Origin of the sequence: Haloquadratum walsbyi C23 (genome assembly GCF_000237865.1) — an archaeon.
Lineage (GTDB): Archaea > Halobacteriota > Halobacteria > Halobacteriales > Haloferacaceae > Haloquadratum > Haloquadratum walsbyi.
This window is the reverse complement of record NC_017459.1, coordinates 525,220-548,309: the sequence shown is the minus strand read 5'-3', so window position 1 is coordinate 548,309 and position 23,090 is coordinate 525,220. Positions and strand designations below refer to the sequence as shown.

Below are 23,090 nucleotides of genomic sequence, written 5' to 3'. Positions count from 1 at the left end.
CCGGGACGTCCGTTGATCTGTATTTTCATTGAGACCGATCTATGTCTTTCACCGAGAGGAGACTAATCCTAAAAGCGGATTCGTGCCCAGAACAATGACAATAATTAGTAATATCAAATATGCAGTAAGCCCCCAGACTAGTGCTGTGAATATCCACTGAATGTCACTCACAAGTGCGAACCCGCCTGCGATAATAACAAGTATAACACTACTGAATTGGATGGAGCGACGACTCCAGATTGCTTGTGTTCGATTTGGATTGTATAAGCATATCAATTCAATCGCAATCATCCCAAATATACCTATCATAGCCGGCCATATGGTGAAAATAGTCGCAGTCAATTCAGTATTCACGCCTGATTCGGTCTTGAGTATTAGTGCAGCCCCAATAAGAGCCCCACTGGCTATCACCGCAAGGATTCCATCTCGGTATTTACTGTCCACTGATGTCAATTATTGATCACGGTAGATTAATGAAAAGGTGTAGTATAATGAAGATGAGTTGTCATGGTGAGTTGTGAATCTACCTTGGGGTCCCGAGGCAGTCGCCTTGAGAATCTGTACATGAAACGAACATATCATTTATTGGATTGTGAGTTTGAACTTGATGATGCAGAGAATAGTGTTAGAATTTTATTAATTCTGTGCTCTCGTGAAATAGGCATCTGATTGGAGCATCTCAGAGATTTCAGCAATATCTTCATCATGACAATCATGACATTGAGATGGTTCCACTGGAGCAGCCATCACAGTCTCACAGACATTACAGGCGAAAAATCGGAGCCCAAGCATATTAGATATAATATAGATTGCTGACGATATAAAAGCTCAGATTATTGTGTTGTTCATGTTACCACTGGGTTTCATACAGCACTGGTATATGATGTTAGCAATGAGTGTTATCGCTGAAAATCCAATTAACCATCACATAAATCCTTCAATCGTTGTTTGTTCATCCGTTTCAGTTGATCTATCCGTGTTTATATTATCATTACTTGAGTCACCAGTCTTGTCTGTCGTTGAGAGATCTACTGCGTTTGAAACAGCCTCACGATCGTCTGGAGAAGGCTCACCAGCATAGTCACCAGTGCCTGTTGGAATTGAGATAACTGACTTTTGAAGCGTCATCGATGAGTCAGGAACGGTGTGAGCTGTATCATTTAGCTCATTGATCGCAGGGGTATTTTCACCCGTGGAATCGCTGTTTGTATCAATAGTCGTAATCTCAGAAAATGATAGCTGTATATTATCAGCTTCATTATCAGACTCGTCCACGGCATAACGTTGTGCAATTGCTTGTGCAGCGTCATAACCGCCAGAAAAGGAAGCTCGTTTCGCAATTTCTGGACGGGCGAGTTCACGTGCTGCTTCAGGACGTCGTCGCTCATACCGCGACCAGAATGTTTCACGACGGGCATCAAAGTCAACGACCGGTCGTGGATAGTCATCGCCAATAATTACATTACATTCAGATTGAACTGCAAGTGGTGTTCGCTCAGGTCGAGGAAAATGCTGTGCAGGGAGGTCAGATAATTCAGGGACCCATTTGGTGATCCACTCTCCATCAGAGTCATGATCACGGACTTGTTTTCGCGGATTATACACCCGCTGAGATGGTTTACCAATCAAACCAGCCTGACTCTGCCACTGTGTGTAGTTGATGCCGACATCACTGTCAATGAGATGATGATGAAACCAGTCGGCACCAATCCACCATGGTTGTTGGAGAATGTGTGTGAAAATGGATACACACATTGCACGCATTCTGAAGTTCAACCAGCCAGTTTCGCGGAGACATCGCATGGAAGCATCAACCATCGGAAACCCGGTTTGTCCGTGTTTCCATGCATCAACCAGCGCTGGGTTATGACGGTCTGCATTGAATTCCTCAAATGCAGGATTGACGGCACGGTCGGTCCATCCTGCCCAATCGGCAAGTTTCTGATTATAGTGACAGTTCCAAATCAACCGGCTCGTAAACATTCGTCGACCACGACACTCAGGCGTATTATTATTCACATATTGATGCACCTGGCGGATTGAGAGTAGTCCAAAATTAAAATACGGCGAAAGCCCACTTGTTCCTGTTCGGGCATCTTGCGGTGCAGAAATATTGCTTGGATACGATCCAATCTGATCGACAAATGCTCGCAGTTGCGTCGTTGCGGCACGATGTGTGCCGGTCGGAACCATCTTTTTTGCTGGATTAATTTTATGTGTCTTTTCGACGACTGATGGCGTAATACCTGTTGGGATTGTGAGTTGTGTTGTATTCCCACTCCACTCAGGCGTATGCTGTTCAGCCGATAGCCACTCAGTGATATGGTTCTTCCAATTTGCCCGTGACCATTCTGCGTCACGTATGAGCCCATCACCAGAGATAAATCTCAGAGCATCACCACAAACTGATTGAGCACGGGTATCACGACGTTTGCCATACCGACTTGTCGGCGTTTCCATCGTCAATATCGACCATCCACGATCGACAAAGTGTGAGAGAATATCTACTGGATCACCGTAACCAACTGTCAGTCCTGATGAATATTCAGATGCTCTTGGTGATGATTGTATTGTGTCGCTCTCGCTGTTATTTGTTTTCAGCGGTGTATTCGAAGTCGAATCTGAACCCGAATCTGAATCTGCGCTTATTTGATATTCCCCAGTGATAGACTGGATTTGCTGCGGTTCAACAGGTGTCTCTTCGGCAAGATAATCGTGTGACGCAGATGCTTGATGTGTGATTGACTGTGTCGGTGAATTTTCATATAGTTGATTGAGGCTATCAACGGCTTCATGCAAAAATCTGATACGGGCATCACATGCTAATCCATCATTATCATAGAACGTTGGGTCAAATACAAACAGCGGACAGATAATATCTGCATCGGCAACAGCATTCGCGAGGGCTCGATGGTCAGCGGTTCGAAGGTGTTTACGATGCCAGACGACGCAGCCATTCACATCAGATGGTGCTGTCGCAGGGTCAACATCGGTGTCGGTGGTGGTTGCCTCGGTGGGAGTAGGGATGTCTGATAATACTGGAACCGATGTGATATCGCTATCAACTCCGGCGTCGTCGCTCATCAATACATATGAATGAAAGCGAGTAACCGATATGAATCCGTCGGGAAAACAGTATCACAAGGAGAAATTATATTATACTGTCAGTGACTGTCAATCTCTGTTTACTCTTGAGACAGTATCATATTCATTGAGTATAGCTAATTTATCAGCTATATTGCTGCATCCTTCCGATTTCGCGTAGCCAAGATAACGAATAGAGCAAGTCCAATCCCGCGGAGAATAAGTTCAATTACTGACCCAGTCATCATGAGGCTTGTCCCAAGGAGGGTCAGAATATCGATGATAAGCGTCCAGAGGAGTTGTGGAGACATCAAAATCAGTGAACTCGTTGCGAAGCCTATTCGCTCAATCGTTGATACCTCTGTGTATAATGTCCCAATGACAGTGACGCCCAAAGCGACGACACCAATAAATACACCGATAATCGGGATTGCAATCTCTGGAATAGCATATGATAAATCGAGAAGATCTGCAAACTCAATCACGCGGTATCGCTCACGGAGAGGGAGTTCTGCAGCGTTTGATTTTTTACGTAATAGGACGATACCAGGCGCCAGCACGAACGCGAAGGGAACAATTGCTTTGTTCAATGAGAGTGAGAATGCTTTTAGACCCGTCTCGAATGGGTCTGATTTTGCAACTCCACTAGCAGCATAAGCAGCAACAGCAACTGGGGGCGTGATATCAGCGATTACCCCGAAGTATAGAATGAATAGGTGTGCTGCCAGCAGTGGAATTCCAAACTCAACAAGTGGACTCGCTAGCATCGAGATAAGGATAATGTATGTAACTGTTGTCGGCATCCCCATGCCAAGAAGGATGCTTGCAAAGGCAGTCACAACTAACATAATGACCACGGAGCCACCAGAAAGCACAAGAAGTAATGATGTAAGATTAGGTCCCAATCCAGACACGCTGATGACACCTGGAATGATTCCCGCTGCGGCAACAGCAATAACAACGGGGACAGCAGTCCGGGCACCATTCTCCATTGATTCAAATATGAACGCGCCTAGTCGGAATAGTTGATAATCACCAATATTGGCGTTTGTTCGTGATGAGACATCCTCAACAGTATTCAAAACGGATGGATTCAATTCGAGATGTGCAGATACTGCCTTTGGTTTATACAGAAGTGTGAGTATACTTGCTGCTATTATATACCAACCAATCCGGGGCAGGACAGCATCTATTGCGACGCTTGCTGGCATAGCATTTGCACGTGTACCAGAGATAAACTCAACGACGCTAACGCCGGCAAAACTGTGTGAGAGTAATTCTACGCCGATGATAGTCGCGAGTGACAGCGTGAGCACGCCACGAGTATCTTTATTATATGCACCGACGAGTGTGATAAGCGCGACAAGTGAGACAAGGGTAAACCATGCTGAACGAGAAACTGAGAGTCGTTCAATGATCAAATAGAATAACAACAACGCAATCGGGATGATATAATACCATCCATCAAGCAGATGCTCGCGGAGTGAAATGAGTTCTGCTGCATCAACACCACCAATTCCCTCTTCAACAGCCTTGAGATGGACCATCACCCACACCCCAAAGAAAAACACAACCGCAGGGATTGTCGCAAGGATAATAATATCTGCAAATGGGGTGGCAGTATATTGTACCATCAAAAACGCAGCAGCACCCATCACTGGTGGGAGGATTTGTCCGCCTGATGATGATGATGACTCAACAGCACCAGAAAACTCAGCAGAGTATCCCGACTGTTTCATCAATGGAATTGTAAATGCACCCGTTGTGACCGTGTTGGCAATTGAAGATCCTGAAATCGTTCCCATGAATCCACTAGCAAGAATGCTCGCTTTTGCTGGACCACCTTTTCGACGACCGGTGAGCGCATATGCAAGATCAATAAACCACTGACCAGCGCCACTCATCTCTAAGAATGCACCGAACAAAATGAAAATATAGATAAAACTGACCGAGACGGTGACCGGAATCCCAAATACACCATTTTCAGTATTATACCAGAGGTTTTGGATAATGTCTGGCCACGTCAACTCAGGGATGGCAAGTAATCCTAACAACGGTGTCGTTGTGCTGATGAGATATCCCCACCGAGCATAAATAATGAATGTCGCAACGATCAACATTAATGGGAGTCCAAGGGTTCGCCGTGTCGCCTCAAGAACAAGGAGAATACCTATAACACCTAATAATAATGCATACGAGATGTCACCGATAATCGGAAGTCCACCGAGTACTGGGTCGAGTATGGGATAGATTTCAACAACTGGACGCCCTGACTCAAGACCAAACACACGCATTCGCTGTATTTCCTCAAAGTCGGTGATGAAATACGTCGTTGTGAGAATAGCCGCAATAATGCTGATGACATCGAATGGGGTGATGCGACGGCGATTTGGGTCGAGAGATGCCCACCGGAGAACAGTCGCAAGATGAGTAATTACCTTCGAGAGTGGATTTGACTCACCCAGCGTCTCAACAATAGTGGCGTGTGCGCGACTGAATGTTTGTGAGATGAAACCTTCTCCCATCGTTGCTGGAAACAACAGAAAAGTAAGTACAAGCGCGAATGTCACATGAATAGCATTTGCCTGTAGTAGCTGTAATGAAATATTGACTGTTCCCACAATCGGTGCCCAGAGTGTTATCGTGAAACTCTGTGCGGCTAGTAATAATTGAAAGATTGAGAAAAGCACACCAATTGCCGCTGTAATAACAGCTGCAATACCAGTGAGTGAACGTCGTCGCTCAATTTCGTCAATGAGTTCCGTTGTATCCTCGGTATCTGAAGCAGACTGTATTACATTATCATTGTCCGTCTCTGTCGAAGAGCGAGGATTATCAGAAGGTGTGTCAGCGCTCATACAACTCGTTCCATCGGGGATTGGCGTTCGATATGAATTCGGACGTCATTCGCGTTTGTCTGGGTGACAAGATTATAACGTTCATTGTTAACGATGAGTGTGTGATTCGCGATCCGACCAGGTGATAAAAGAAGTTCAGACATTGTTGTGATTGGACCTGAAGGGTTATATACAAACGTTCCATTGCGATTTGTCACATTAGCGGTAGCTGGAAGTCCCCAGCCATATGATTCGAATTCCATTCGCGTATTGACAAATTGTTGACCAGAGACTTGATATTCGTCATAGACGCGTGTTTTCTCAACACTGTGAGTATATTCAACAGCAAATGTTGTTCCATTGTCAACTGGGTGACGAATGTATGTCTCGTCTGTATCAATATCTTCAATGATCAAAACAAATCCTGGTGCTATTGATGTTCCTATTGTGGAAGCAAGAAGAACAATGACGAGTAATCCAGTAATAAATCGTATGTTTGTCGTATGCTGCATTCGTGATTTGTCTTATTTTATCGGCTTGTCGCTGGTGTTGACTTGTTTTTAGATTTAATGATCTCTACGCATGTATAAGACAAATGCCTCCAGAAGTGATGTTGTAACATAACAAATTATTGAGGTGTGACCCAAGATAATTCCATACTATCACTCATAGCCTGATTGTGCGCTCGTATCATCAAGATATGTCTATCAATTAAAGTATATTATTAGTGGTCAAAATAAAACTATCTAACTGATTAATTAGATTGGTAATGAACCAATGAGATTATTTATCTGAGAGATGATAGTGTTAGTTTTCGAAGAATGCTGTTGCCCCTTCATGTAGTTCAATCGACATTCCATCCTGTGCGCTGCCAGTCGAGATAAACTCAGTTTTAATCGTGAGCGCATCGACGTTCTCAAACAGTGCCGCTGTAACAGTCTCAACGGTGCCAGCATCAAGCCCAGCGCGCGTTGCAATCATTGCCTGAACAGCTATCGTTTCAGTCGCCTCGTCAACGCCATTATATGTTCCTGCAGGAATGGTATCATCGGCAAACCACGAGGCCGCACCTTTAACGGTCTGACGGTTTTCACCCTGAATCGGGACGATTTGAACATCATTTGTTGTTGCGAGATCCTCAATTGCACCAACTGGCCACCCACCGACAACAAAAGCGGCGTCAATATCGCCGTTCGCTAACTGCTCTGATGCTTGTGAAAAGCCAGCATTTTGTTCGGTGAACTCTGTGATACCGACTGCTTCAAGAATTTGATTCGCATTAACCTGGGTGCCTGACCCAAGGTCACCTGTATTAATTGTTTTCCCACTTAAATCTGAGAGTGTGCTAATGTTACTATCAGCGAGTGTGACGACTGTAATTGTCTCTGGATAAAGTGTAGCAACGCCACGGAGATTCTCGATAGGGTTTCCATCAAATGCATCGATACCTGTTCCATTCTTCGCAAAGAATGCAATATCATTCTGAATAAGTGCAAAGTCTGCGGATCCATCGGTGAGACTACCAACATTTTCAACGCTTGCACCGGTTGATTGGACATTCAAAGAAAAGTCGGTGTTATCCTCAACAACCGTCTTGAATTCATTTGAGAGAGGGAAATATGTTCCACCGGTTCCACCGGCGTGCCAGCTCAGACGTGTGTTTTCATTCCCGCTGTCTGCCTCCGTTGATTCAGCGGCTTCTGTCTCGGATCCCTCATCACCGGCATCGCCGCCCCCGCTACAACCAGCGAGACCTGTAATACCTGCTGCACCAACTACCGATATAAAGCGTCGTCGAGTCTGATCTGACGTCATTGTACTGTATTTTTGTATGTAGGTATATATATGCCTATTTATTTAGTTATCTGATTAAGACAAGCGATTATATGAGTCATTCCTGTGATTTGATACTGTTCGCCGGAAGGGGTGCCCGCAGTTCGTCGAAGCTATATCAGCACTGAGAGCCGACTCAAATAAGATTTTTTTGTGGTTTCCGCCGAGTAGTTGTCGATAATCTGCCCGCAGCCTATCATCTCTAAACGGAAAGCAGCGCGATTTCTCCACGCCACCAAGCGTGGGGCATTCAAAAAAAGTTCTTAAACTAACATGGGATAAATAACCCGTGGAACTCTCGCTGTATTCTTTAGATTCTTCGAGTGTATTCTTTGTCAGGATCGGATGGTGTTCCGACTCTCGACTCACTACAGGACTGTTCGGTCATCGGCATCCAGGCAGTTTGAGTTCAACAAAGGGCGTCACCAACTCATGAGCAAGTACCGGGGACCGCTCCAGACACAGAACTCATATGACATCATCAGATGGTCCTCTGAAGACTAAAAAATCTATATTGGGTTCTCCCGAGTGATATTTACATTGTCCTCGATTCGGTCGATCCAAATGAAAGTCTCATCTGGAGCGTTGAGTATCAGTACCGAGTCCTGCTCTAATTCAACGTCCATGCGTTCTATTTGCAGACACCCATGCGGGACGTTATAGGTAACTTCGCTGGCTTGATACTCACCAGTTATTTTATATCGTGAGTTCTGAACCTCAATCCGCACCTTTTCATATACTGCCGTCCCAGCGATCGCCCCGAGTATGTCGCTCATATCTGATTATACGCTCCTAAGAGTACTGATGTTTTAATCTCATTCCCCACTCCAACTTGTTTCGAAAATATCAATCATTCAATAAGCAAGTGTGACAGGGGAGTCTATTTAGATAATCTCATCAGCACTAGTGATAACCGTACTCATGTATCGTCTCACGACTGTTCATATTCAGTTGTTCGACCTCTCGAATCTCAATCTGCAGAGTGACATCCTCGGCGAATGTCGAGTACCCCACTCCTGGTATTGCCCCGATTGTTACCTGTTCGACAATAGCATCAACTCGAAATATGAATCTTGGATTTATGTGCCACAATTCGATGACACTGACAGCGAATATAGCCAAACCAATCATCACTGTTGCCTCTTTGATATTATCGGGTCAAACATCGGTGTCCATTTTGATCATATATAAGATGTCCACCTCCACTGGACAAGTGTTGTGCTGCTCTGTGGTGTCAGTGACTCCTGATATCTTGTTGTGAAGTCACAAATACAATTTCACCGACTTGAGATCCTCCTCCGCGTATAGTGATTCAACAAACTTCTGGGTGAACTGATTCACTCATTCGATGCGAGAGAACTACTCTGACCGATGCATGTCTACTCAAGTACCCACTTCTTCTGTGAACTACTATAACGCGGAGAAATCCTGAGCGTGAGCGTGAATGGTAGGAATTTCAGGTTTGCAGTTCCACCGAGCCCCGGCACGGTGAGAATCCATGTGGGGCTCACGGACTGTGGGGAGTCGAGTGGGACTACTGGGAGTGCCACATCTCAGCCCCCGGTACTCCTATTCTCTGTCGTGTTCGGACTCCCGAAGTTGTTTTTGCCTTGGGGAGTCCGGCAGATTTCAACGGACTCGGAGTTACTTTCTGTGGTGTTTTCAAGCAGTCGGGCACTGCATCTGCATCGGTTCATTATGGGAGCCGACCGTTCGCCTGACTGGTTCCGATTCCTGTTTGAGTGCTTGTGGCGGACAGGCCGCCATCGTCGGACTGGAGGGAATCGCTCGGTTCCCAGCCTGATTCCTACCCATATGTTAAACTACCTGTCACTGTGCCTATCTTTATCGAAGCAGATAGCTCAGTCGCTGATATGGAAGAATCTATCAGCTAGTATTCGATGACTATACATTACGGAGAAAATTCAATTATCTTAAAACGCAGCATAGGTCGAATAATATGCATGTGACATTGCCAATTAACGGTATTTGAGAGATAAGAGAATGCATCGAGAGGGACATTATGGAACAACATTGCTCGTAGGGGCGGGCTGTGTGCTTGGACTGGGGATCGTTACTGGCATGATTGCAACGGCAGTAATGATGATGTACGCTCGCATACCCGATCAGGATCAATACATTCCTGAGAGCATTATTAGCCATCGAGGACCGACACACAGTATTGTATTCACACTCGCCCTTGCGTTTATTTCAGCAAGTACAATCACATATCCGTTTCATTTTGGACAGCAGTTAGCTGTCGAGCATAATCTTATTACAACAGTGTTGATAGTTCCATCTACTGTCTGGGCGTTTTTTGCTGGAGTGGTGGCAATATCTCTCTTTACACATATTATCACAGATACTCTGACAAAGGGAGGTGGATTCAGAGTGAAACCGCTCTGGCCGGTTAGTTCGTGGGGTCCTGCTCTCGGTCTCTGTACTGCCGATAATAAACGCTGGAATGCAGCACTTCTAGCAAGCGGGGTAACGGCATTTATTGCTACTATTTTACATGAGTTGTATTATTCAGTGCTACCTAGTTTTGCTGGGTTCTGAATCTTTATACCATGTATTGCTGTCATCACGTTTTGATATGGCTTCATCAATGTAAGCCATACACTCTGATCCTGACTGTATATCTGCGTCTCACGGCTGGTATATGCTCTTTTTTGAATTGCCACGTCTGTCATAAACTGAACTGTCTATCATGAATTATTTCAGAGATTTAGTCACCGCCCAGTATATTCGACTTATCCAAAACAGGGCGAAAACTTGAGTACAGGGAGAGTGGGCACTCGACGAATATAGATGACGAATTCAGTTCACAGAGATGTCGCTGCGGTGTAATTGTATCTGGGAATAAAAATAAGAATGGGCCCTGTCGGATTCGAACCAACGACCACTCGGTTATGAGCCGAGCGCTCTCACCAGGCTGAGCTAAGGGCCCTCATATGCAAATTTGGAGTGACGTTCTTATGTGTTATCTTCGACGGTCAATTTTTAACATTATATTGTCATTCATACGAACATTCACTCACCCTGCTGATAACCAATTATATAATAAACTTCGTGGAAAGTGAAGTACCTCGGGGACAAGCCCCGAGGCACTCGCCCTGCTCCGCTTGTAGAGCACGCAGTCGCATGTGTGAGCTATTGAGAATACCGTTAAGACGCCGTCGCCAGGACTCGAACCTGGGACCACCTCGTTAACAGCGAGGTGCTCTACCAACTGAGCTACGACGGCTTAACGTATTCAAAAATAAACCGAGGTAATATAATATGGCTTTCGCTTCGTGGTCAAGAACAGATTGAGCAGATGAATTAACATTAAAACCGGTATCGATACCCTTTCGCCAATAGCAGCCATATATATGATAAAAATGGGAAGAGAGTATGAGTAAGGGTGATGCTAAAGACGGATTTGAATCTGAGCATCAGATGGTCATTGAGCAGATTCGTGACCGGATTGACCCAGATAGTGCCGAACGCGAGGCAATGCAGCGAGTCATGAGTCAATTACGCAATCGTATCACTACTGAGGTTGAGTCGCTTCCGGTTAGTGCGGATGTCGTTCAGGTTGGATCAACAGCTCGGGGGACATGGTTAGCGGGCGACCGTGATATCGATATTTTTGTTCGGTTTCCAACTGAGCTTAATCGAGAGGCTCTCGAAGAGTATGGACTGAAAGTGGGAAGTGCTGTGCTTCCATCAGGTCATGAAGAATACGCTGAACATCCATACATCACTGGCACTTTCGAGGGATTTGAGGTTGATCTCGTTCCGTGTTATGATGTTGATGCTGGGAGCGAGCTTCAATCGGCAGTTGATCGAACTCCGCATCATAACCAGTATCTTCAGACACGGATAGACGAAAGAATTGCTGCAGCGGTACGAGTGCTGAAGAAGTTCCTCAAGGGAATTGGAGCATATGGAAGTGACCTCCGAACACGAGGATTCTCAGGATATCTAACAGAGTTACTCGTGATTGAGTACGGTGACTTTGAGGCAGTGCTCAAAGCTGCAGCGAGGTGGCAACCACCGGTTGAAATTGATCCAGAAGCTCATGGAACCGCTGCTCACGATGATCCACTTACCGTTGTCGATCCTACAGATCCAGCCCGGAATGTTGCTGCTGTTTGCTCAGCTACAAACATCTCTCGATTCCAACATTATGCGCGACAATTTCTCGAAGAGCCAAAGCAAACATATTTTGAGTCGCCGACTGAGATGGCTGCAGAGATGGACATTGAGACAGTTCGGACACATCTCCAACGTCGTGGGACATCCCCAATGGCGCTCGTGTTCGATTCACCTGATATCGTCGATGATCAGTTATATCCACAGCTACGAAAATCAGTACAGGGAATACGAACAGCACTCGAAACAGAGGGATTCGACGTCATTCGGACAGCAGCGTTTGCAGATGACCAAGCAGTACTGTTTATTGAACTTATGCATCGACACTGTCCAGCGATTGAGCGTCACACTGGTCCGCCGATTACTGTTCGCGAACACGCAAGTGAATTCTACACAGCCTACGAGACCGACGCAGACACATATGGACCATTCATTGACGGCGATCGATATGTTGTTGAACGTGAGCGGACGTGGACAGACGCGGCAGCATTTCTTCAGTCAGAGTCTATTTTCAACGCTGGTCTTGGCGCGCAAATTGAGGAAGCGCTTGCGGACACATATACAGTGCTTGTCGAAGACGAGATCATAGCATTAACCTCCGAGTTTGGTGAGTCGCTGACCCAATATTTTGAACCAACAGCGTCGGGTGTGTGAACGTCAATTTCAGGACTAATGTCGTTCCCCAAGTCCGAATATAACTGAAAGAAGAAGTCTATATTTTTCAGCTGACCGTGTCACGCAATATTATGTATTGTCCGGATATCATCAGCAAGAGTCTTAACCTCCTCATCTGGTTCATCATCATGTGCAAGCGGTGTCCGACCATCAAATGTCTCATGAACAATTGAGACGCCATCGGCGAGGGTATCGAGTCCATATCCACCTTCAAGCACGAATGCAAGACCAGCATCGACATCGTTCGCAAGTGAGCGGACGCGGTCGGTGAGAAGAGCATATCCTTCTGTTGAGACACGCATCCGTGAGATCGGGTCATGACGATGTGCATCGAAACCTGCACTAATGATAAATAAGTCAGGATTGAACGATTCGATGACGGGTCGAATGATTGTATTAATCATATGAAGATACTCCGCATCACCAGCACCAGCAGAGAGTGGAATGTTTAGTGTTGTCCCTTCAGCATCACCTGTGCCAGTTTCCTCGATTTCCCCGGTACCAGGATAGAGACCTTCCTCATGTGTCGATACATAGAGAACATTGGCATTATCATAAAAGATATCTTGAGTTCCATTCCCATGATGGACATCCCAATCAAAAATGGCTGCTGTATCGACATCTGAGCTAGGATCATCAATAAGAGTCTGAGCGGCAACAGCCGCATTATTAATGAAACAAAATCCCATGGCATCATCCACGACTGCATGGTGGCCAGGCGGACGTCCAACAGAGAATGGTGTTTGCCGACCGCTCGCTCCATTAACAGCCACACGGGCAGCCCACTGTGCGAGCCCAGCAGAAGCGAGGGCTGCATCCCATGTATCTATTGAGGCGACTGTATCTGGATCCCAGTTGCCGCCACCGCATTCACAGAACTCACGAATCTCTGTAATGTATTCAGTATCGTGAACACTCGCAATATCCGTATCAGTCGCCGGTTTTGGATCAATATATGATGCCCCATGGCGCTTTGCGAGAGCGCGACGGATAGCCCGAAGTCGGTCTGCGGTTTCGGGGTGTCGGTTACCAGTATCGTGTGCGAGACATATCTCGCTGTACCCAAACTGCATCGTATTACTCAAATAACTGAAAGTATGTTTCAATATCCTCAGCCTGTATCGTTCGTCGGTCAGCGTGCCGAGCGAGGATCGCAGCCGCATCTGCAACATTATTCGCGTAATCTTCAAGAATGTCTGCAAGCGCGATTCGAGCATCCATTGATACGCGATATTGATTGTCAATGCGGAGGCGAGCAATGCGGTCGATTGGTGCAATAGGGAGTTCGAGTTCCCGACGCGGGACAACTTGTCGGACACCAAAATCAGTTGCCATTAGTGTTTTTCGGTCATCGGTATCCGCCTCTTCTGCAGCGGTGACCGCAAGGGTAGCCCCGTGCGTTTGGATGCGATGAGCCAACTCCTCAGCTGCACCCGCACTGACACGAAGTTCACCGGCCTTCCCACGGATAATAGTGTCCACAGGGGCGAACGGTAACTCGACACTCATACACATACATCGGGTACGACCACGGTATAATCCTTTCCGTACCAGTATGATGAATACCCCCAGTATACGCGTGACATATTCATGCGTCATCAATACAAGGTCATCGAAAGTATAACATCACGTATCAGTCTGATGTATTGATATTCATCGCATACTATGTATTAACAACAGTAATTAGATGGGTTGACAACTATCCACAGAGTCTCGGTAGTATCGGTACGACTGTTATGAAGAGCGGTCAATCTCAGTGGGTGTAATTGTCTGACCATCCGTCGAGCCACTAACGGTGACGACTTCGCCAAGTCGTAATGACGCGTCTGTCTCAACACGACGAGTATCAGTTCCATTATCAAGAACAACCGGACTGCCAGCTTGGACGACTGTGCCGGTGAATGATTCGACATCACTATCTGTTGTGTTGTCGTCCTCAGACGTTTGAGGAGACTCAATGGTTGAGGCACCGCCATCAGACGCAGCCTGCTCATGATTGTGGTCAGCATTGTCGCGCATTGAGTCGGAGGATGTTATATTGGAATCCTGAGACGTAGGTGAGGCGGTCACTGTTGTCTCATCGCTGTTCGTTTCTGCGAATGCATCAAGTCCCGACGCCTTGCCTGTCTCCGTTTGTTGTTGATTGGAGGATGACTCTACTGTGGTTGTTGCATCTTCAGGACGTTCATCGAGTCTGTATACCGCCGACCGCCATCCAGCTGAGGCTTCATGATCATCCTGCCATCCCTCTTGAATTTCGACATCGGTGCAGACGACATAGTCAGCAAGATCGATATCAAGATCGGCTTTATCACCCCATAGTGCAACTCGAATATCGCCAGTATCATCACGAATCCGGACATTTCGAACTTGTCCTTTTGAACCGTCATCACGGTCAAACGTACGCTTTGTGTCCGTTTCAATCACGCCACCGGCGATATCAGCCGTCTCATCAATCACAACTGTCTCAATTGGATCTGTATCTGGGACGTATTCGACATCCTCATCAATTGATTCAATCGTACCACGGTCACCGACATGGAGTTCAAGTGCCCCATCTTGTTCACGGACATATCCATCAACAATCTCAATACTGTCATCTGGATCGACTGAATCGACGAGACTCGCGCTGCCGTCCCAAAGAGTGACCCGGATACGACCAGTTGGGTCACCAACACTGAGGTTAGCAACGCGACCCTCAGAGCCATCATCACGGTCAAATGTTCGAATTTTATCGGTGCTGAGGACACGACCGCGGAGATTTACATCTGAAAGTCCTAATGAAAGGTCCTCAACACGGTGTGTATTCACAGTATGGATATCGACATCAATCTCAGCATCAGGCGCAGGTTCGACAGTATCAACATCAATTTCGACACCGTCATATCCATCTTTTGGTCGACCACCAATGCGGAGGACCTGCCCAACTTCAAGTTGGTTAATCGCATCATCAGCCATGTCATCCCACATTGTAACCCGAATTTGCCCAGACGCATCCGCGACCTCGATATTGATTACACGACCGTCCTCGGCATCGCCATCACGCTCGAATGTGCGACAGTCACCAATCTGGAGTACCTTCGCAAGGAATTTTGCTTCATCCATCCCCGGTTCGATATCCGCAACCCCCTCAACCTCTTCATTACGAAGTTCATGTGCGATTAGTTTTGCTGCTGTTTCCTCATCAGCAAGCCCACCCATCTGCTCGACTTTGTCTTCAACAGCCGATTCAAACTCCTCACGTGAGACATCGGTATCAAGCTCGTCGTAAATGTCAGTCAATGAACTCATGAGACGGACACCTCCACGTTCGCAGGCAATAGTGAAGATATGTACGCTGTAATCGTAGTGAAATAGATATTGATATCATGTTGATCACCGCCAACAGACGAGGTCGGTCGATGGATACGATAGTAGATTGCATCCATTATTTTCACTATCATTCTCAGCGTTGCTATCATATCAGTACCGACATGCGCCCTGGAGCGCCTGAGCGACGCAGCGCTCGCAAGGGGTGTGAACGTGATCATAGTTATATTTGTATCAGGGTAGACCATCGGTTAAGAATTATCGTATCGCTTGTCATGATAATGATGCAGTGATATTCACGATCATATTCATTCTCAAGGAGTGTGACGCCGCGTTCAACGCTGACGTGAACTGGGCGGGGAACATCTGTTTTAATATCAACGAGGAAAGCAATTCCGAGTCTGCACCCGATTTGGGTGGGCATAGGAGTACTGGCTGGTTGGCACAGCCCGGGGTCTATCCTCATGACTTGTCCAGCGGATTCAACCGCAGGAACAAGTGGTAAAGTGCAGATCTTAATATCTCAACTCAGCGGTGCGATACCGTGAGATTCTCGTGGCTTCAGGCCTGTCTTTTACTCACAAGTCGTCCCGACGAAGTGGGCGGGGCGAGGCAGTAAAAATTGCTTTTATTATCGGGAGTTGGGAGTCTCATCCCGAGCAACCGGGTATGCCGACGACGAGTTGACCCGGTTTGAGCAGCCTCTGTGACCCGATCAGCGTCTCAGTCTGTCAGGATTTCTCTCAGATCCTCCTCGACAGCGGCTGAAACGACACGTTGGGATGGTGTGAACTTATGGGTAAGAGACAGCCCTTCAGAGCAGGGAGGATGTCAATGCTATCGTATCTCACACATCGTAACCCTCATAAGCGAATGTATAATTTGTTTATTTGGGTCCTGGTAGGGTAGTGGACTATCCTCTTGGCTTGCGGAGCCAGGGACCGGAGTTCAAATCTCCGTCAGGACGTATCTGAGTTTTTTGTCTGTTTTCTAATAATAATCGCTGACAATTGATCCCTACTGTCGGTTCATACTTAGATCAAAATACGTGGATTTCTCTTTTATCTCCCGTAATAATGGGGGGTAAGGGTTCTGAACTATCTCGTTTACTTATGAGTGCTGACAAACGTGCATGCACTCACAGCCTCAGTGTGATCTGTAGACTCAAAAGAGATCAAAATAAAGGGATTATCGATATTGATTTTCGAATCTATCAAACAAGGAATGAATCTTCCTGATTGTTAGCCCGTTTGCTGTTGGAATTCGTTTGTATAATCGTTATAATTTGAGTTATAAATGTTCTGTAGCATTGGTTCAAGCCGTTCGGTGTTCAAAAGTGGAAGCTCGGGATGGTCGTTGTATATATGATCACTTGGGATGTCGTTGAAGTCATATGGTACGGCATATCGAAGCTCACGACCGAATCGTTCTTGAACTTCTTCACGGTTGATATAATCAATGAACTCAAGTGCGAGTTGTTTCTTTGACTCGTCGACACCATTTGGGATTGTATATGTTTCAATCCATGCTGGAGCACCCTCTTCGGGAACTGTATATCGGACAGGGACATCGTTGTCAACGCGGAGTCGGTATGTTCGTGCAAACCAGAACGATCCAGCGAGAACAGACTCATTCGTCAGTAATCGCTCCATCTCCTGACCTGTTCCCCACCATGTCTGTGAGGCATCATCAAATTCACCGATTGCAGCCCATATCTCATCCATTCGATTTGGAATTTCGGCAAATGGAACACCTGCACGTTTTGCTGCAACACCAAGCCAACAACTCATCCAACTTGCCAAACTCACGTTATCTTGCATTTCATCCGTCAGTAGAGCTTGCCAACTGGATGGCTCGTCCATTGCATTCGAATTATATGTCATCCCCCATCCACTAACTGAATATGGAGCATGATGTGGTTCATTGCCTGGGTCGTACTGCACCGACGTCGGATTGAATTGATCTCGAACCCGGTCGCGAACATTCGGCACTTCACCGAGTGGGATTTCCTGGAATAAATCGTTTTGGACGCCTCGATAAAGAGTATAATCCCAGTGCGAGACTAAGTCAAAATCCGCACTTCCAGCCTGGAGTTTTGAGAGCATATCTGATGGGCTAGGGAGCGGGACTTGATTAATTGTCACATCAAACTCCTCTTCGAATGGCTCTTTCAATACACGCTCTGCAGTTTCACCAAATTCACCAGACCACTGCATGAATGTGAGACTGTTTGCTTGACTCCCAGTAGAGCTGCCTGTGATGCAGCCAGCAAGTCCAGTAACAGTAGACACAGCAGCGGTGCTCTGTAGAAATCGGCGACGAGATGTAGATGTCGTTTGAGCTTGAGATTGATCGTTGCTCACAGTATGAATAATAGAATAATAAGTAAAAACGTACTGATGCCAGCTTTTAATCGGTGATTACGCGACTTGAGAGTCGTTCAGCAAGAAAAGCCATTGTCAGTGAAACTCCAACAATGACAGTTCCCATCGCGTTTACCACTGGGGTGAGACTGAAATTAATTCGGGAAAATATGACAACTGGTAATGTATTGAGCGTGCTGGATGTCCAAAAGAAAGTCTGTGTGAAATTATCGAATGAAATTGTAAAAGCAAACATCATGCCGGCAATGACACCTGGTGAAATGATAGGGAGTGTTACTTCATAGAACGTCCGGAGTGGACCAGCGCCAAGATTTCGTGCTGCATCCTCTAATGAACGATCAAATCCGTATAATTGTCCAGCAACAACAACAATCATGAATGGGAGTGTAATCAGGATATGTCCCAGGATGAGTGAGATGAACGAGCCAGCGATGTTTACCATGGAGTACAGTGAAAGAACAGCAATCCCAGTCACAACCCATGGCACCATCATCGGTGTAATGAATAGCGTATTGAGTGTATCAACATCAAAAAGCCAACGTGCATATTCGTTTCTTACCATTCCAATTGCGGCTGCGGTGCCGATGACCGCTGAGCCGATTGCAGCGATAATTCCTATCTGAACGCTCATCAAAAAAGCACGGATAAGCTGTGCATCAAACGTTCTGCCAATTGGAATGAGCGCAAGATACCACTCAATTGAGAGTCCAGAGATTGGAAAGCTCGGTACTGAATCAGCACTAAAAGAAAGTATAATAACGACCAAAATCGGTAAATAGAGGAATATGAACAGCGCGATAGTCTCAAATCTGAGTATCTTAGATCCAGTTTTCGAGGAGAATGAAACTCGTCCGAGAAGTTGCGTTATGCGGCTCATGCAGCATCACTACCATAGAGGCTTCGGAGACCGATGATGCGGTTAAAGATGTATACCAATATAATGACAGTAATAATAAACAATGTTGCCATTGCACTTCCAAGTGCCCAGTCAAAGCTCTCTCCAAAGAGTTGTGCGATAATATTGCCGATCATAAGATTACCCTGCCCGCCAAGCATGTTTGGAATAACAAATGAGCCAAATGAAAGGACAAACACAATTACTGAAGAAGCTGCAATCCCCGGAAGTGTTTGCGGGAATGTTACCTCATAGAATGTCTGGAGTCGATTTGCCCCGAGGTTGCGTGCTGCTTCTATGTGCGAATGATCAATGCGCTGAATTGAAGTATATACTGGGATTACCGCGAACGGCATGAATACATGTACAAGTCCGATAATGACCGCCCACGGAGAATAAAGTAGTTGTAGTGGTGTTTCAAAAATGCCCACTAGACTCACGAGAACATAATTGATGAGTCCGCTTTGTCCAAGGATAAGTTGCCAAGCAAAGGTTCGGATTATCAGATTTATCCAAAATGGTAAAATAAGCATTAATAAATACAGGTTTCGAAATCGACTATTCATGAATGCGATATGATATGCTGCTGGATATGCAATCAATAATGAAATCATTGTGACGGTCACAGCAATAAGAAATGATCTGAGAAGGACTGTCAGATAATACGTAGTCGCAAAGACTGTTTGATAGTTTGCAATAGTGATTACCGGTGTTTCCGCAGAGAGCGGTGCAGATTCAAGAAAACTATACATTAAAATAATACCTACTGAACTACCAAGTAGTCCAAGCACCCAGATGAGTCCAGGAGCAAGTTGTAAAAGTGGGATATATGATTTTTGCTGATCAAACCAAGTTTCGATTGGGTCACTGATGAGCATATACAGATCAGTTACCCATTGTCGTGGCTCAACAGAACTCATTCGCGATGTTCACCAATAATAGTACAATCATCACGTGACCATGTAAGCGAAACCGTATCACCAGTGGCAATCGATTGCTGAGCAGCTAGCCCTGTGGCTTCTGCAAGTATCTCTTGATTGTTGCCAACTGTCGCGACGAACTGGGTTGTCTTGCCGATGAATGTTTTATTTGTTATCTTGGCGGTGAGTCCATTTGTAAGATCCTCATCTGGTGGACGAATCATGATATCTTCCGGACGAATGTTCAAATAAATCTGCTCACCTTTGGAGAATACGTTTGTATCAAGTCCGTTTTTTTCGAGTGAAACCGTATTCATTGAGGAAAATTCTGGTTCAAGTTCAATAGTATCATGTGTAGAAGATTTAAATTGTGTTTGGAGAATATTTGCCTCTCCAATAAAGTCAGCAACAAACCGATTACGTGGGTTATTATACAGTTCTCGGGGTGTGTCTATTTGTTGAGCTGTTCCGCCATCTAACACCAAGATACGGTCGCTCATTGAGAGTGCCTCCTCCTGATCATGTGTAACATAAATTGTTGTGATATCAAGTCGGTCTTGGATTTGTTGTAGTTCAAACCGCATATTCTGTCGAAGTTGCAGATCAAGCGCTGCGAGTGGTTCATCCAGCAGGAGTACCGAAGGCTGAATGATCAAAGCGCGGGCTAATGCAACTCGTTGTTGTTGTCCACCAGAGAGTTCACTTGGCATTCGCTGTTCAAATCCATCGAGATCAACGGTGGCAAGCATCTCTGCTACCCGATCTTCACGCTCTGGTTTCGGAACACTATCCATTTTGAGCCCAAATCCAATATTCTCACCAACGCTTTTGTGTGGGAACAGTGCATAATTTTGAAAAACCATACCAGTCTCGCGTTGATGTGCAGGGGTGCCTGTAATGTCTTCCCCATCGATTTTGATTGTCCCCTCGCTAGCGTTTTCGAAGCCAGCAATCGTTCGTAATGTTGTCGACTTCCCACAACCACTTGGACCTAAAATTGAGAAGAATTCGCCTCGTTGGACAGAAAAAGAAAGATCATAGACTGCAGTAACATCTCCATACCGCTTAGTCAGTCCCGATAATTCCACGACGGTTTGTGCATCCATTAGGTATTCACAGGAATGTCGAGCGTTTTATGAACATAATAGTTGGGAAAAAGACTAATTGTGTCAATGTGCATGTTATTTTAGTCGTATATTCTCTGCAGACGGACAATTAATGATTGCAGGTGCTGAATTATGATGTTTTCTATGAGCACGACCGAGTTTGATCATGTCGTATTCTAGATTTCTCTTGTCATCACCGACATCTTAACTTATGCCGTGGCTCATCCAATAGTCTGGGGCAATGTATATCACATGACAGCAGGGGTAGTGGCTTCGATTTCCGAACGATCTTAGGGCGCTCAATCCGCCCCGCTGTAGAAAGTAATATATATGTCGCGACAAGTCACTGGCTATGACCGAATTACGCGTCAAAGACGTGATGACGACACCAATGTTAACCTTAGAAGCAGAGACATCGGTAAGTGAAGCTGCCGACGCGATGCGCAAGGCGACAATCAAATCTGTTGTTGTTGTCAGTGACGGATGTCAACCGGCGGGTATCTTTACTTCAACAGACGCATTATCGGTCATAGCAGACGGTGTCCCGACGGATGAGACAACTGTCAAAGAATATATGACGACTGGTGTCGAAACCGTCTCCCCAGATGTGGCACTCGCTGCGGCTGCCGAGCAGATGCATGAGGGTGGATATAGTCATCTACCAGTGGCTGATGCCGACGGTGATGGGGTTGGGATCCTAACAAAGACTGATATTGCCGAAGTCATCTCTGACCCGGTAATCGATGATGCTATCTCGACAGTCAACGAGTAGTATCAACCATAATAAATGATAATTAAGTGTGGCATAATCGATGTATCGGCATATCGAATATAACTCAATATCAAAATGATTGCTAATATGCAAGATATTATGTTGATAAGTTCGATGCAAACGCGTAATAGTATCATTAAGAAGGGATCTAAATACGGACAATGACGTTAAGTTCAAGACAAATAGAGGCTACTCGTGCCTATTATCAAAGCATTGACCAGGATAATTATACTAAACTTACCTCACTTCTCACACCAGAGTTTACACATCAGCGTTCTGATCAAACACTTGCCGGGCGAGAACAGTTCGTTCAGTTCATGCGCGATGAGCGTCCGGTGACTGATACGACTCACGTCGTAGAGAGTATATACACCGACAATAATGAGGTTGCTGTTCGTGGTCGGCTGGTTCAAGATGGAGAATTACTCTTCGAATTTGTTGATATATTCAGTTTTGATGAAGATAGTATGAGCGGTCTCCAAACATACACGCAGTAATATATTCTTCTGAGTTACTCATGCTCAGTATTAGATGAGTTGCCATTCATCCACTCAATCGTATGCTGCCAGTCCTGTTTTCTCTGGCGGCATGCGATTAAATGTTTTTCGAGTGTATCTTTGGTAATTCCCATCATCTCTGCTGCAACTCCATATGACATATTTTCGTGCTCAACAAGTTTCCAAGCCTCTTTTTGTCGCTCCGATAATGCAATATTTCCACCCGAACCGTCCATGTATACCTTGATAGGTGTTACACCAACTTAATTACCCAACTCCACCAATATAGCGACTCAATCCGGAGAAATCACGTATATACATAGCTGTGCTTATTGCTAGAATTGAGATAATAATAGTGGGATAGAGACTCGGAGTTTATCTCTAAGGTGATATGTGTACGTGACTTAACTGATACAAAACTCGATCTGATGTCGTGATTTGTCAAGCAGTTCATTACGTTGTAGAAATAATAATAAAATGAATATGAGTACAGATAAAGAGTCAGCCGAGACAGAGAATAGACCAGAATTCAGCGGATGCGTATTCTGTTATAGTGCAGAGTGGGCATATTATGGTGCAAAGAAAGGGATAAAAGCGATTCGTCAGTAGCTAGTATCTACAGATTAACAGGCAGAGTG

General features: G+C 45.6%; 19 protein-coding genes, 3 tRNA genes and 1 pseudogene. 6 read left to right on the top strand and 17 right to left on the bottom strand.

The annotated features are described in order from the left end of the window. Positions 1-48: 48 nt before the first annotated feature. The 7 genes from HQRW_RS02470 to HQRW_RS15780 all read right to left on the bottom strand — a co-directional run bounded on the left by HQRW_RS02470 (position 49) and on the right by HQRW_RS15780 (position 9,569). Positions 49-444, bottom strand: a complete 396-nt coding sequence (locus HQRW_RS02470) for a hypothetical protein (RefSeq protein ID WP_014555321.1) — start codon at positions 442-444, stop codon at positions 49-51. 480 nt (positions 445-924) lie between these two features. Then, on the bottom strand, positions 925-3,084 hold the full coding sequence (locus tag HQRW_RS02465) for a cryptochrome/deoxyribodipyrimidine photo-lyase family protein (RefSeq protein ID WP_014555320.1): 2,160 nt from the start codon (positions 3,082-3,084) through the stop codon (positions 925-927). A 149-nt stretch (positions 3,085-3,233) separates the two neighbouring features. After that, positions 3,234-5,942, bottom strand: a complete 2,709-nt coding sequence (locus tag HQRW_RS02460) for a TRAP transporter permease (RefSeq protein ID WP_014555319.1) — start codon at positions 5,940-5,942, stop codon at positions 3,234-3,236. Then, positions 5,939-6,433, bottom strand: coding sequence for a DUF1850 domain-containing protein (locus HQRW_RS02455; protein WP_014555318.1), 495 nt, complete (start codon positions 6,431-6,433; stop codon positions 5,939-5,941). The genes HQRW_RS02460 and HQRW_RS02455 overlap by 4 nt, the downstream gene beginning before the upstream one ends. A 295-nt stretch (positions 6,434-6,728) precedes the next feature. Further along, the gene (locus HQRW_RS02450) at positions 6,729-7,736 is read right to left on the bottom strand and encodes a TAXI family TRAP transporter solute-binding subunit (RefSeq protein ID WP_014555317.1); all 1,008 of its coding nucleotides are present in this window, start codon (positions 7,734-7,736) and stop codon (positions 6,729-6,731) included. A 527-nt stretch (positions 7,737-8,263) separates the two neighbouring features. Then, entirely contained in the window at positions 8,264-8,530 is a 267-nt protein-coding gene (locus HQRW_RS02445; protein WP_014555316.1) for a hypothetical protein, read from the bottom strand. 886 nt (positions 8,531-9,416) lie between these two features. Then, positions 9,417-9,569 carry a hypothetical protein gene (locus HQRW_RS15780; protein ID WP_158307731.1) on the bottom strand — a complete coding sequence of 51 codons (153 nt, stop codon included), beginning with the start codon at positions 9,567-9,569 and terminating at the stop codon, positions 9,417-9,419. 189 nt (positions 9,570-9,758) lie between these two features. On the opposite strand from HQRW_RS15780, the gene HQRW_RS02435 reads away from it, so the two are divergent. Then, a complete protein-coding gene (locus HQRW_RS02435) occupies positions 9,759-10,313 on the top strand; it encodes a metal-dependent hydrolase (protein ID WP_014555314.1) in 555 nt (184 codons plus the stop codon). A 316-nt stretch (positions 10,314-10,629) separates the two neighbouring features. Here HQRW_RS02435 and HQRW_RS02430 read toward each other — a convergent pair. Further along, a tRNA-Ile gene (locus HQRW_RS02430) sits at positions 10,630-10,704 on the bottom strand. 224 nt (positions 10,705-10,928) lie between these two features. Next, positions 10,929-11,001: transfer RNA gene (locus tag HQRW_RS02425), tRNA-Asn, on the bottom strand. Positions 11,002-11,150: 149 nt separating this feature from the next. On the opposite strand from HQRW_RS02425, the gene cca reads away from it, so the two are divergent. Next, positions 11,151-12,548 carry a CCA tRNA nucleotidyltransferase gene (cca, locus tag HQRW_RS02420; protein ID WP_014555313.1) on the top strand — a complete coding sequence of 466 codons (1,398 nt, stop codon included), beginning with the start codon at positions 11,151-11,153 and terminating at the stop codon, positions 12,546-12,548. 80 nt (positions 12,549-12,628) lie between these two features. Here the strand turns inward: cca and HQRW_RS02415 are convergent, their stop codons facing one another. The 3 genes from HQRW_RS02415 to HQRW_RS02405 all read right to left on the bottom strand — a co-directional run bounded on the left by HQRW_RS02415 (position 12,629) and on the right by HQRW_RS02405 (position 15,860). Then, a complete protein-coding gene (locus HQRW_RS02415; protein ID WP_011570720.1) occupies positions 12,629-13,642 on the bottom strand; it encodes a histone deacetylase family protein in 1,014 nt (337 codons plus the stop codon). Positions 13,643-13,646: 4 nt separating this feature from the next. Then, positions 13,647-14,078: a histone gene (locus tag HQRW_RS02410; protein WP_014555312.1), complete on the bottom strand. Its 432-nt coding sequence runs from the start codon at positions 14,076-14,078 to the stop codon at positions 13,647-13,649. A 225-nt stretch (positions 14,079-14,303) separates the two neighbouring features. Beyond that, on the bottom strand, positions 14,304-15,860 hold the full coding sequence (locus tag HQRW_RS02405) for a single-stranded DNA binding protein (protein WP_014555311.1): 1,557 nt from the start codon (positions 15,858-15,860) through the stop codon (positions 14,304-14,306). Positions 15,861-16,194: 334 nt separating this feature from the next. Here HQRW_RS02405 and HQRW_RS16335 point away from each other — a divergent pair. Next, positions 16,195-16,397 (top strand): annotated as a pseudogene (locus HQRW_RS16335) (RNA-guided endonuclease InsQ/TnpB family protein); the annotation flags it as partial. Between the two features lie 375 nt (positions 16,398-16,772). Continuing rightward, positions 16,773-16,845, top strand: a tRNA-Arg gene (locus HQRW_RS02390). Between the two features lie 274 nt (positions 16,846-17,119). Here the strand turns inward: HQRW_RS02390 and HQRW_RS02385 are convergent. The 4 genes from HQRW_RS02385 to HQRW_RS02370 are packed head-to-tail and all read right to left on the bottom strand — an operon-like array spanning position 17,120 to position 21,183. Further along, positions 17,120-18,241, bottom strand: coding sequence for an ABC transporter substrate-binding protein (locus tag HQRW_RS02385; protein WP_014555310.1), 1,122 nt, complete (start codon positions 18,239-18,241; stop codon positions 17,120-17,122). Positions 18,242-18,287: 46 nt separating this feature from the next. Beyond that, positions 18,288-19,139 (bottom strand): ABC transporter permease, encoded by an 852-nt coding sequence (locus HQRW_RS02380; RefSeq protein ID WP_011570716.1) that lies wholly within the window; start codon positions 19,137-19,139, stop codon positions 18,288-18,290. Beyond that, the gene (locus HQRW_RS02375; protein ID WP_014555309.1) at positions 19,136-20,077 is read right to left on the bottom strand and encodes an ABC transporter permease; all 942 of its coding nucleotides are present in this window, start codon (positions 20,075-20,077) and stop codon (positions 19,136-19,138) included. The genes HQRW_RS02380 and HQRW_RS02375 overlap by 4 nt, the downstream gene beginning before the upstream one ends. Beyond that, on the bottom strand, positions 20,074-21,183 hold the full coding sequence (locus tag HQRW_RS02370; protein ID WP_014555308.1) for an ABC transporter ATP-binding protein: 1,110 nt from the start codon (positions 21,181-21,183) through the stop codon (positions 20,074-20,076). Before HQRW_RS02370 ends, HQRW_RS02375 begins: the two co-directional genes overlap by 4 nt. Before the next feature lie 352 nt (positions 21,184-21,535). On the opposite strand from HQRW_RS02370, the gene HQRW_RS02365 reads away from it, so the two are divergent. Both HQRW_RS02365 and HQRW_RS02360 read left to right on the top strand, forming a co-directional pair. Next, a complete protein-coding gene (locus HQRW_RS02365; RefSeq protein WP_014555307.1) occupies positions 21,536-21,955 on the top strand; it encodes a CBS domain-containing protein in 420 nt (139 codons plus the stop codon). A 161-nt stretch (positions 21,956-22,116) separates the two neighbouring features. Then, complete coding sequence (locus HQRW_RS02360) at positions 22,117-22,452, top strand: nuclear transport factor 2 family protein (RefSeq protein WP_011570712.1); 336 nt, start codon at positions 22,117-22,119, stop codon at positions 22,450-22,452. Positions 22,453-22,466: 14 nt separating this feature from the next. On the opposite strand, the gene HQRW_RS02355 is transcribed toward HQRW_RS02360, so the two are convergent. Continuing rightward, positions 22,467-22,688: an RNA polymerase sigma factor gene (locus HQRW_RS02355; protein WP_011570711.1), complete on the bottom strand. Its 222-nt coding sequence runs from the start codon at positions 22,686-22,688 to the stop codon at positions 22,467-22,469. Positions 22,689-23,090: the final 402 nt, after the last annotated feature.